The organism is Alteromonas sp. MmMcT2-5, from assembly GCF_022348315.1.
GTDB lineage: Bacteria > Pseudomonadota > Gammaproteobacteria > Enterobacterales > Alteromonadaceae > Alteromonas > Alteromonas macleodii.
Genome location: NZ_JAKRFB010000087.1, coordinates 1 through 11,567, shown reverse-complemented (window position 1 = coordinate 11,567; position 11,567 = coordinate 1). Strand labels below are relative to the sequence as shown.

General features: G+C 40.5%; 7 protein-coding genes. 1 reads left to right on the top strand and 6 read right to left on the bottom strand.

Features of this window, described 5'->3' with window-relative positions; translation table 11 throughout:
* Nucleotides 1-967 precede the first annotated feature (967 nt).
* The 5 genes from MHN09_RS20190 to MHN09_RS20170 all read right to left on the bottom strand — a co-directional run bounded on the left by MHN09_RS20190 (nt 968) and on the right by MHN09_RS20170 (nt 9,187).
* Nucleotides 968-2,680 carry a LeoA/HP0731 family dynamin-like GTPase gene (locus MHN09_RS20190; protein ID WP_187447942.1) on the bottom strand — a complete coding sequence of 571 codons (1,713 nt, stop codon included), beginning with the start codon at nt 2,678-2,680 and terminating at the stop codon, nt 968-970.
* A complete protein-coding gene (locus MHN09_RS20185) occupies nt 2,680-5,088 on the bottom strand; it encodes a hypothetical protein (protein ID WP_239220367.1) in 2,409 nt (802 codons plus the stop codon). Before MHN09_RS20185 ends, MHN09_RS20190 begins: the two co-directional genes overlap by 1 nt.
* Before the next feature lie 56 nt (nt 5,089-5,144).
* Nucleotides 5,145-6,173, bottom strand: coding sequence for an IS66 family transposase (locus tag MHN09_RS20180; protein ID WP_343213294.1), 1,029 nt, complete (start codon nt 6,171-6,173; stop codon nt 5,145-5,147).
* 905 nt (nt 6,174-7,078) lie between these two features.
* Nucleotides 7,079-7,729, bottom strand: a complete 651-nt coding sequence (locus MHN09_RS20175; protein ID WP_187447910.1) for a hypothetical protein — start codon at nt 7,727-7,729, stop codon at nt 7,079-7,081.
* 283 nt (nt 7,730-8,012) lie between these two features.
* Nucleotides 8,013-9,187 (bottom strand): IS3 family transposase gene (locus MHN09_RS20170; RefSeq protein WP_239220366.1). Its coding sequence is split into 2 segments (ribosomal slippage): nt 8,013-8,917 and nt 8,917-9,187, totalling 1,176 coding nucleotides; the frame shifts between segments, so codons are not numbered across the junction.
* 293 nt (nt 9,188-9,480) lie between these two features.
* Here MHN09_RS20170 and MHN09_RS20165 point away from each other — a divergent pair.
* The gene (locus MHN09_RS20165) at nt 9,481-10,629 is read left to right on the top strand and encodes a hypothetical protein (RefSeq protein ID WP_239220365.1); all 1,149 of its coding nucleotides are present in this window, start codon (nt 9,481-9,483) and stop codon (nt 10,627-10,629) included.
* A 67-nt stretch (nt 10,630-10,696) separates the two neighbouring features.
* On the opposite strand, the gene istB is transcribed toward MHN09_RS20165, so the two are convergent.
* Nucleotides 10,697-11,470 (bottom strand): IS21-like element helper ATPase IstB, encoded by a 774-nt coding sequence (istB, locus tag MHN09_RS20160; protein WP_222936755.1) that lies wholly within the window; start codon nt 11,468-11,470, stop codon nt 10,697-10,699.
* Nucleotides 11,471-11,567 lie beyond the last annotated feature (97 nt).

Below are 11,567 nucleotides of genomic sequence, written 5' to 3'. Positions count from 1 at the left end.
ATTTTTGATCGGATAACGCCGAAATAGGCGATCGGATTAGACCGAAATCAGTGATCGGATTGAACCGAAATGGGTGATCGGAATGGGCCGGAACATGCAGGATTAAAATAATATCAGATAATTCAATTAAATATGTGATGAGAACATTCAGATGAATGTTTCGTCCTGTCCACGTAATCTAAAAAGAATCTATATGCTTAACTATTCACAAACAACGCCATCACCATCACCGACGTTTAGGGGAAGTGGACAGTCTTACTTAAGTGAGTATAGCTATAGCGTGTTGCGCTCGCCAGAGAAGGTAAAATCTTTCTAGGAATAGAAATGGTTAAAACTATGACTTGTTGTATTTTTTATCCGCGTGACGTGCAGCGATATAAACAGCAAAACACAAAACGGCAATAACTGAAACAAATGCTATGCCAATAATAAAATGTACACTCATGAAAATCTCCATAGTCTCTTTACTTGAACACACTAGTGTGTACTAGCTCATATCTGATCTTACAATTTTGATGAATAAGTTTGGACTTCATCAGACAGACAGCTATGAGCGAACAACGCTCATCTAAACGCTTGAGTGCATTTTCTAAGTCTTGTTTTGAGTTGATTGATTTTATCGATGTGATAGCCATATCGTAAAGGCTCAACCAGCTTTAAGGAGCTTGAGTGAAATTGTGGTTTTCTTCATAAAAAATATCAAGCTATTTAGCCTTGTTGTTGTCGGAAGACAACATTTATGCGTACCGTGATATGTAACAGATACTTGGACAAAAGTTACTTAGTGAAGTGTTTAGTTTCGCTGGTGAAGATCACACAAACTTTCAAAGCTGTTTTGGGACTAGTGAGGGTTTTCCGACTAAAACCGCGTGTAGAGGGTAACAGCAAGAGTACTTAGTTAGTATACAACTTGCTGTTTTTTATGAGGTTGCAAGATTGAGAAGCTAATTTAAACTATCAGTCTATTTTAGTATTGTTGCGCTAAAGCTTTGAATTCGCCTTCAATCAAAAGCGCTTCTTCACGCCAATTTGCAAAGAGGTTCTTACGTTCGTTGCTCGCTGCAATGTTCTCATTTAGTTCGAGCAACTTGTTTGTTAGCTCTATGTAGGTTGGGAAAAACTTTTGTTTAAACTCATCAGAACCAACTAACTCTAGCAACTCTTTCCTTTGCTTATTGAAATCCTCTTCCATTTTTCCAACAGCTTTAATGAACTCCTGTTCTTTTTTATATTGGTCATAGGAATCCCAAACTTCTAGCGCAATATTTGCAAAGGCTAATGCTCCGTTTAAACCCTTTGCTAAATTTATGGCGCCATAAGGTTTGAATTTCAGAGCTTTACCAATGTCAAAGCCAATTGTTTTAGCAACAGAAACGATACCATCTCGTGTTGCAATGACCGTCTGATTGTTAATGAAGTTACCTTTAAGGGCGTGATTTATACCACTTTTACCTAGCTCTCTCACCGTCGTATTAAAATGATTTACTTCCCCATCAAAACTTGCGTTCATTTTTTCGACATTAAGTGTAATCGCCCCTATTTGCCTATCAAATTCACTTTGCAACTTTTGGTTGAGTACAATTCCCTCTGAACCAATTTCTCGCTCACAAAAGTCTGCAAACGTCGCCAAGCTACACCCTTTGACTTGCATAATAAGGTCTGTAAAATAACTTATTATAAATTCTCTTAAATTCGTTCGAGAGACGCTAATTTGATGTTCAGTAGTTTGTAACTGGCCCTTTAGACGAGCTTGCAATTCATTTAGTCTTTCAACTTCTTTTGATACTTTTTCATCTGTTTCAATTGCTACTGGCAATTGCTTATAAAGTACATCACTTATGATGCTAGAACGCATATCATAATCTAGTTCATCGACTCCTCCACATGTTTGAATTTTATGGTTGGTAGCCTCTTGTAAATTTGAAATATGTGAAAGTGCTTTAAATTCATCAATATTACTTAACCAATACTCTATACCTTGGTCAAAGGGGTTAGCAGCAACAGCAACTATGGATAATGCCTCTAATTCTTCTTGACTTAACTCAATCATATCCTGAAGACGACCAGTTATATTTTCACGCTTTATTTTTAAATTGGACTGATAGTCAACCTCGTCCTCAACGTCAGCAACTTCATCAAACCGGCTCAGCACGAAGATAGTTCGAGGCAATAGATTTAGCGTGCGGAACAACCATTGTAAATCTTCTTTGTGGCTTTCTTTAATGGGATTGGATGAATTCATTACATAAAGCACCAAATGCGCTTCACTTACGTGCTTTTTAGTGATGTCTTTGTATTTTTCTAAGGTATTCGTATCTGCATTAACTTGCTCTTTAAACCCAAACAACCCAGGAGTGTCTATCAAAACAAAGTCACTACCTACTTCGTATACTTTGACTTCATTGGACGATTCTTGATGGCTTATTTTCATTGTCGACTTATCAAGCTTTTCCATCCAAGCTGCTGCAATGGATGTTTTACCTTCCGAAAAGCCACCGATAAGTGCAACTTTTAGTTTATCACCCTCTACCTTCTTTAAATTACTTTGTAATTTACTTATAAATTCAGGATCTATTTCAATGCCGATTTCTATTCCCTTTTCCAGAAATAACTTTAGTCGCTCTAGTAATTTAATCTCTTGTGCTTTGATCTCGTTAAAGCTATCCAGCGTCCTTTTCATTAACATTCTCCAATATGATCAATTTGTTTCGAAAGTAATTTCAGTGATTGATTCGAGCGTTCAAGTAACACTTTAGTTTTTATCACCTGTTTTACTGGTGCCCTAAGTTCAGTTTCAAGCTTGTAAATTGAAGCTTGCATATCGCTTTTACCTTCGTCTAGACTGTTTTGCAGCGCTTTTTTTAGTTCATTTTCTAAATTACGTAGATTCGTATCAGAAGCCTTTTTCTGTTCAGACATTTTGAAATCGTTATTGAAATAACCCCATGTAGCTTTTCCAAAAGCAAGTACGGCAGAAAACGCTGCTGCTCCAGTTAACCATAAGCTTGTACCTGCTGTGAATGGGGCCAACGCAGCTCCTATTAAAGCTCCCAAAAGTGCACCTTTTTTGAGCCCGCTATCCATATTGAGTTTTATATTGAACTTAGCGTCAAGTTTGCTTTTTCCAAGCTGGCCTGCAACAGATAAAAAGTCTTCACTTAACTCACTAAAGCGTTCAAAAATTGACACAACAGAAGATTCAAACTCTTTAACAGACTTTTCAATTATATTAGGTAATTGAACCTGAATGTCGTTAATACATTTATCAACTTGACTTTCAAGGCTTTTTTTAAACTGCTCATTTTTGACATCTTTATCGATTTCACTATATATATTCTTTCTGGTATTTTGCACAGCAGATCTAATAAGATCATTTCCTTTGCCATACAGTTGAGAGTTTAAAATTGCATAACTAGCTTGCAATTGATGGCACGCACTTTCACTATTACCACTAACATTCTCCGCCACCACTTTATAAACTCTTTCAATATCATCTAAATAATGAGTAGTACGTTCTAACTCACCTTTAACCTTATTAAAATTAGCTTTCTTTATTTTACTCTGACCATTAAGTAACAATTCATTTTTTAATAACTGAATGAAAGCACTTAACTGTGAACGTTCTAAAAGACTCCCAGCTGAGAAATCTTCAAGAAATTTATTTCGCTTTCTCAACATATCCGAATTTGGAGCAAAAAAATCGGTCGAGGCAATAAATGCAGTTAGCGCGGTCAAAGGAAATGAGCCTTGGTAATTAAGACCAAGCTGTTCAGCCATTTTGTTATCCATATCAACTAAGCTTGCTTGCTCATCGTCGGTTAAGAGCTCAATATTCTTAAACGCAAATTTAGGATTCGTGATTTTTTTGTTAAAAATCGACCACACTTCAGTCTGTGTACCTAAATGCTTTTTAATTTTTTCTAATGTGCCTTGTCGTTCTGAATCGCCAGTTTGCGGTCGAGCGGCTTTATTCGTTACGTAAAAAACAGCGTGTGCACTTTGTACCGCTTTTTCAATTTCAGTAGCTACAAGACCTTCCTTACCTTCTATGCCAGGCACGTCAAGTAGATTAAATTCACACTGTTCAATATCAAAGCAGTAACTTAACGTTTTACGAGTAAAGTCCGCTCGACCATCACCAATAATTTCACCGTCTGCACAACTATTCAGCTCTAGTTCTAAAGCAGAAACTTGTTTCGAAGCAGATTCAAGTTGTTGACTTGCTAGGCTCTTGGTTTGTTCAACTAGACCTTTCTCACGCTCCAAAGCCTTTATAGGAACATCAAACTTTTTTATAAAATCAGCGTGCCTTTCTTCGCGTAACGATCGTGTCTCACTCAGCCTGTTTTGTGCAGCGGCTATCTTTGCTTCCTCAGCGGCACTTATATCTTCAAGTTTTGGAAGACTTGAGATAGCTGTTAAAAACTCGTCCTCTTCTGGTAGTTTTTTGAAAACATTTACGATTTTTTGCCACAGTGATGCTTGTGCCTTTTTTTGAACTATTGACCGCTGTAACTCGGCAACTTTGTCCTTAAGGGTTGAAAGTTCGCTTTTTCGAGCTTGTGCCGCTTCTTCAGCTTTTTGAAGTTCAGTGCAGAGTATTCTTTCTGATACTTCAAACTCCTGCTCCAACTGACTTTCTTCTCTTTGATATTGCTCGGACAGCGAATTCAGTTGCTCATTTATCTGCTCTAAATCTTTATCTAATGTAGATAGTTTTTCTTCTATCTCTGGTAATTGACAAATAGCCTGATCATAAGAATGTTTGAGTTTTCGGAATGCGTTACGCTTTTCAAGCTTTGTAGGCTCGTTTAAAAGTATGCGCAACGTTTCAACCAGTGTAGATTTACCTGCACCTGTTTCACCATAAAATGCAATTGTAAACGTATTCCACTCCGAGTTTCGCTCAAGTTCTTCCAGTCTGTTTTTTAACTCAACTTGAAGACCAACAATTTTATCGCGTGCATCCTCTTGTGCTTTGTTGAGTGATTCATCTGATGACTCTAAGGATAAGCTAGTGACTAGCTTTAACAATTCAATATTGATTTTGTCGTAAATGTCTTTAGGGTTTTCTAGTTTGATATTCATTCTAATTCTACTAACGTCCAAGTCTCGCGAGACAAGTCACCATTAAGTCAATTCCATTAACTTAAGAAATGGCAGTGCAATTGCGGTATAATATCACCTGTTTTTTGTATCAGCTCAATACTCAAAAGGTCATGAGCGGATAATGATGGTGATTTAATCGTTTTTGATGTACCAAGGTAGCAGCGCCTCGATTTGCTCAACGGTTTCTGCGTATGGTAACTGAGTAAGAAGGGTATGTAAGTATTGGTATGACTCGAGACCATTGAGTTTCGCGGTTTCCACCAAGCCATAGCAGGCGCACTCGCATTTGCCCCTTGCGGGGTATCGGCGAACAACCATGCTTTTCTGCCAATCACGAACGGACGGATCGCATTCTCAGCCAAAATATTACTGATACGAAACTTGCTGTCGCCACAGTAAACCACAAGCCTCGACCATTGGTTCAGCGTATACTTTATCGCCGTGTGCGTTAAGCTATTTTTAGGGATCTTGCTGAGATTGTTTTCTAAGAAAGCTTTCAGCTCATTCAATAGCGGAACACTGTGCTCTTGTCGGTAGGCCACGATATCTTCCGCTGTCATTGCGTACTGTTGCTCTTTAAAAGTATTGAGTTGGCGCTCCACACGATACAGTTTATTTATGATGCCAAGGACGATGTCCGCTTTACTGATTTTCGTTTTTTTACCCTTAGGTTGCGCTTTTTGCGCTTCCACGAACTTGCGACGAGCATGGTCCATGCAACCCACATGAGTCAGTCCGTATTTCTCACACACAGCATTGTACCCCGCATAACCATCGGTTTGCAGGTAACCTTTAAAGCCGTCAAGCAAGTTTATCGGTACTTCACCGCTGCGTGACGAGTCATAGTGGAACAGAACACTTCTCTGCTCTTCTGGCCCACCCAGTGACACCCACATGTATTTGTCGGAAGTGACCGCTTTATTCGGCTCTTTCAACACCTGAATGCGGGTTTCATCCATCGCGACGATGTCGCCACTGTTTTGGTACTCTCGTAGCAAATTCATCAGTGGTTGAAACACCTTGGCGGACTTGATGACGTAGTTCGCCAGCGTCGCCCGTGAGATGTAGCCCCGTAACGGTTGAGCATCTTTTCGATGCGATACAGCGGAAGACCATCGACATATTTGGCGGTAAGGACATGCGATATCAGACCAGTACTGCCTAAAGAGCCTGGCAGCGGATGTTTAGGCAGCGCAGCCGCCGCCATGGATTAACCATCGATGCTCTCGAACACCGCCTTTTCTTGCATGTACTCCAACCCCCGGATTTTTGCTGGCACGATATCAAGCTCTTCTTTTACTTTGGCGAAGAAGGTACTTTTCGCACCAGTCTTCTCTTCATCCGTTAGGTAAAGGAAGATTTGCTCACGCGGTAGGCCAGACGACAGAGGTTTGCGGCCACGAGGCTTTTTGCTGCTCTCTTGACCGTTTTTTTATCTTGGTCTTTCTCGTGTTGTTCAAGCTCAGGGGCAGTGCACAGTTCCGCTTCATCGAACTGCAAAAACTGGTTAACGTTGGTTTTTCTGAGCTTGGCATGAAGCGCGTGATTTTGAGGTGGCGAACGACTTCTTCCAGAATGTCAACTCGAGACGAGAGCACGCGCAATTTGTTTGACTGAGATTGAAGCTGTGATTCCTTCTCTGTTAATTGAGTGCGAAGTTGCTCAATTTCAGCTAAATAATTCGTTGAAGAAGTCACAGTAAAATCGCCTTTAAAGCCTTGAGGAAACAGGGTTTATTCTATCAAAAATAGCAGATAAAGTCGCTAAAATAGTGACTCATAATTCAGTTTTTTTATGCCCTTGCATCAGTGATATCTAAGTCACTCAAGGTGCCGTCGCTTTTATTGCTCCACATTGTTCGATGTGTCAGCGTATCATCGTAAGTGGCTTTATTAAGTTTACAAGATGCCCTTTTCTGCGAACACTCTGCCTTGTCAACTTGTTTTAAATTGTATAGCGTAAACTGCTCTCATCGTTCATATCGAGTGATAGCACAGCTAAGTGCATCTATAAGCAAAAGGTTGCTATCGTAGTCCTCTAACAAAAGTTCCATGATATCTAAAGCTTTTTGGTGCTCTTCTTCGTTATTTATAATGCTTAATATTGGAAATTCACTTTGAAGTTGCTGTCCCATTTCTCGCAATTTTAAGAGAGCATCACTGCTTTTTTGCATAGTCTTTACCGCATTTTCGTCGTCAGAAATGGCAGCAAATATACTCTGATATTGAAGAGCTTCAGCTCCCCCTGTTTGCTGATCATGCTCAATGGCTTTTTCACTTAGTACAGAGTCATCAGCTACTTCATCAATGAGTACTTTTTCGCCTATTGGCCACTTAAAATCGTTTTGGCTAAGAATATCTTCTAGCGTGTACTTGTTTGTGATTAGTTCACGTTTTTCACACCAATCTCGCGCTAACACATCAAAAAGCTCTGCAGGTATTTTCACCGAAACCTGCGAATCTAATATCTCAACTGGCAACGGCATAGAATGCGAAACGGCAATATCCATTTGGAAAATACTCCCGGGGGAGAGTGCTTCATTATTGCCAGACTCATTATTATCTAGCTGATAGAGGCACAATGCGGTGGAGGCCTGTGATATCAAACTTTTTTTGCTCATACTCTTGTCCTAAAATTATCAGCCTCGCTAAATTAATGGTTGGATTCTGAACTTAAATACTTGCTCACACCTCAATATAAACTCAGTGGCTTATTTAGCTTTTGGCGATGCTGATTAAACTAACCTAGGCTGCAAGCACAGAGCCGTCAACTTAAACAACATATGTCGATACGTAGTGAACTTAAATTAGTGTCGCAGCCTTTTTAGGTAACCAATATAATCACCAACATCAGTAATTATTCTACTTCAAATTGACGTGGTCAACCAAAATTGACCAACCCAGTTAAGCTACTTTTTTCAATTTCTTCATGTCCGCCTCATATTGATTTGGACTTCTGTAATCTAGATACGAATGCAACCGTTCAGGATTATAAAATGTTGTGATGTATCGCAGCATATCTTGCTGTGCTTCATAACGAGTTTGGTATTGTTTCCAGTGCACTAGCTCTTGCTTCAAGCTACCGAAGAAGCTCTCAACCACACTATTATCCCAACAATCACCTTTACGACTCATACTGCCAACAAATTGGTGTCCTTTAAGCAAGCGTCGATAGTCTGCACTAGCGTATTGGCTACCGCGATCTGAATGGACAACCAATCCCGCTTTTGGATTACGCTGCCATATCGCCATCGTTAACGCGTCACACACCAATTTAGCTTTCATTCTTGAACCCATACTCCAGCTAACTACTTTCCTTGAGTAAAGATCAATAACAACGGCCAAATATAACCAGCCTTCTTGTGTCCAGATATAAGTAATATCCTGCACATAAGCTAGATTGGGTGCATCAACATCAAATTGTCTGTCGAGCACATTGTCAAATATTGGTAACGTGTGGTTGCTGTTTGTCGTGACCTTATATTTTTTCTTGTAGCGAACTTGCACGCCTGCTTCTTTCATCAGTCGGCGTGTAAGACGCCTACCAATAGGGTAGCCCAAACAATTCAGTGCTTTTTGCATTCGTCGACTGCCATAACTATGCTCACTGGCTTTGGCAATCTTGTGCATCCATTCTACTATTTCTTTTCGCTTGTCATCATCCGTTGTAGGTTGATGTTGAGTTTTCATATATCTATAAAACCCATTGCGCTTTACGCCTAGTAACCGGCACAACCGATCAACAGGATAGGTATTCTTTCGCTCGGCGATAAACGCGTATTTCACTTCATTTCTTTGGCGAAGAATACAGATGCTTCCTTTAGGATGCGTTTGTCCATTTCAAGCTGTTTCACCTGTGCTTTCAGCTTTCTGATTTCTGCCTGCTCTGGCGTCAGTTTACCGTTTCCTCTGAACGCATGGCCGTCATCATCTTGTTGAAACTCTTTGACCCAGCGGCCAATGATTTGCTGACTCACATCCAACATTTTTGCGACTTCAGAGCGCGTGTGACCTTGATCTAGCACCAGGCTCACAGCATCCAGTTTAAATTCTTTCGTATACCGCTTTCTTCCGGCCATTTACTTTCTCCAGCTAAAGTTCAATTATATCCTTAACTGGACTGGTCAACTCAATTAAACCACCTCAAATATAGTGAAATCGTTCATGCTGACAATGAACTCTCATTAAACCTTGCTTTTTATTCAGTCAGTTAAAATTCAGAGCTTTACATCTGCATTCCATCGCGTATACCATGATTGTCCGCAATACGATAAAACTGTACGATTTTCAGTCATTTGAGGCAGAGTCATACCTGCTCTAGTGTGCGCTAAATAGATAAAAATTCAATTAATAAGGACATTTCGCAGTAGTAATGGAAATACGCGATTATGAAGAGTTCGAGCTTGAACCACTTACTGATTCGGAATTAGTAAGTATTCTCCAAAAACGTTGGGAATTAGACGATACCGAATTTAATGTTTGGGGAGAACTTAAACCACTTGGTGATGTTAGCCAAGGGTATCTCACAAACGTAAGAGCTATTGGTAGTGGCACTATTCTCACTTATCCCCTGAAGGGGCACAGTAACAATTGTGAATTCTATGTTCATCCTCAAGACGCCTCTAAATACGGGCATAGAAGAAATAGCAGGCTTATAAGGTGCCAGCTTGTCTTGTCCCCCAAAAAAGAGCGTCAAAAGCATCGAATTCCTTTTGAAATGAACGTCAAGCTAGGGAGTTGTTCTGAACTCAAAGAACTCCCCAGCGGCACTTCCATTGAAATATTAAACGCCGACGACAAGTCACTTCACATCACAAAGACTCTTTATGACTTTCATCTGAACAAAATCCAAGAAAAATTAGCACTCGCTACAGATGAATTAAAGACTGCGACAGAAAACGAATTGAATCTGCTGCAAGCACAACGCGACGAAGAGGAATCTAAACGTGATAGCGCAATCACACTCAATCGCACGCTTGCAGAAAAAGAGCAACAACTTAAAGACTCTATTGAGTTAATTGAAACCGAAAAACATGCTTCAAAAGATGCATTGCTTAAATTACAAGATCAACTAGCCACATTTGAGGTCGAAATGAACCAGAAGATAAAACGACTCAAGAGTTATGTTTCCGATAAAGCAAAGTTTCTAAAAACATTTGAGTTTATTGACGAAGACGACCTCGAAAATTTCTTGCTTGAATCAAATGCTACTGGCGCTCAGATAGACGGGCTGAGTTTTAGAGATGATTTCGGCAACGACTACGAACGCGCTGTGTCATACATACAAGCTCATCTGGTTGAAAATGATATTCTCTATCCCCGCCATATTATCGAGAATTATCTAACTCTGCTTAGAACGAAAGATTTGATTATTCTTGCGGGTGACTCTGGCTCAGGTAAGACAAACCTAGTTAAGTCATTTGCAAAAGCCGTCGGTGGTAAATCCGTTATTGTGCCCGTTAAACCTAACTGGACATCCAGGGAAGATTTATTGGGATACTATTGTCGATTGGCACCCTAATAGATCCACCCATTTGCGGCGTAATGGATCCACTTTAAACCGTCATTTTCGCCCTCAAACAGGGGGATTATTTCTTGCTTTTTTCTCCTCGTCCAGTCTGATTTTTGTTCTCACGTAATTTGCGATAGCTTTCGCCCTCTAAAACCAATCGATAGGCATTGTGTCTGAGCCGATCGAGCGTGGCAGCACCAAGCAGTTTATTTGGGAATGCCTGACCCCATTCGCTGAAGTCCAGGTTGCTGGTGATGATTGTAGATTTTTGTTCATATCGTTCATCGATTAAGTCGTGGAAGTCTTCATCCTGAGGGGATTTAAGAGGCTTTAAACCGAAGTCATCAATGATGAGTAGGTCTACTTTAGCTAACGTCTGGAAGCGTTTCTCATAGGTATTCGTGGCTCTGGCTGCATGCAAGTTCGCAAGCAGTTTTGCCTGAGTGAAGAACAGTACATCTATGCCTTTTTGTACAGCACAATGCCCGATGGCTTGTGCCAGATGGCTTTTGCCCGTGCCGCACGGGCCTGCGAGCAGCACCGCCACATGTTCATCAATAAACCGGCAATCAGCCAGTTCATTGATATAGGCGCGGTTCAAATTGGGATTAGCATTCAGATCGAAGCTTTCCAGGGTTTTATTGCTCCTAAAGCCGGCACGTCGCAGACGTGTGGCATACTTTTTCTGATCACGCCTTGCCACTTCGTCCTGCACCAGTAAAGCCAGGAAGTCGGGATAACTGAGTTGATGTTCAATGGCCTCACGATTACGCATCGTTAATGAGTCCGTCATACCAGAGAGGCGCAGTTGTTTCAGTAATGGCGTGAGTTCGGGGATCGGGTTGATCATGGGGTTCTAGGGATTTTCCCCTCTAAAAAGACATAATCCTCTGTAGACCACACCAATAAATGGCTGCGGAGGTGGTTTACTTTCAGCTTGGAGCCTA

What these genes read in the sequence shown, in the direction of transcription:
- MHN09_RS20165 (WP_239220365.1), top strand. Translation starts at nt 9,481, where the DNA reads ATGGAAATACGCGATTATGAAGAGTTCGAGCTTGAACCACTTACTGAT.
- MHN09_RS20190 (WP_187447942.1), bottom strand. Translation starts at nt 2,680, where the DNA reads ATGAAAAGGACGCTGGATAGCTTTAACGAGATCAAAGCACAAGAGATT.
- istB (WP_222936755.1), bottom strand. Translation starts at nt 11,470, where the DNA reads ATGATCAACCCGATCCCCGAACTCACGCCATTACTGAAACAACTGCGC.
- MHN09_RS20185 (WP_239220367.1), bottom strand. Translation starts at nt 5,088, where the DNA reads ATGAATATCAAACTAGAAAACCCTAAAGACATTTACGACAAAATCAAT.
- MHN09_RS20175 (WP_187447910.1), bottom strand. Translation starts at nt 7,729, where the DNA reads ATGAGCAAAAAAAGTTTGATATCACAGGCCTCCACCGCATTGTGCCTC.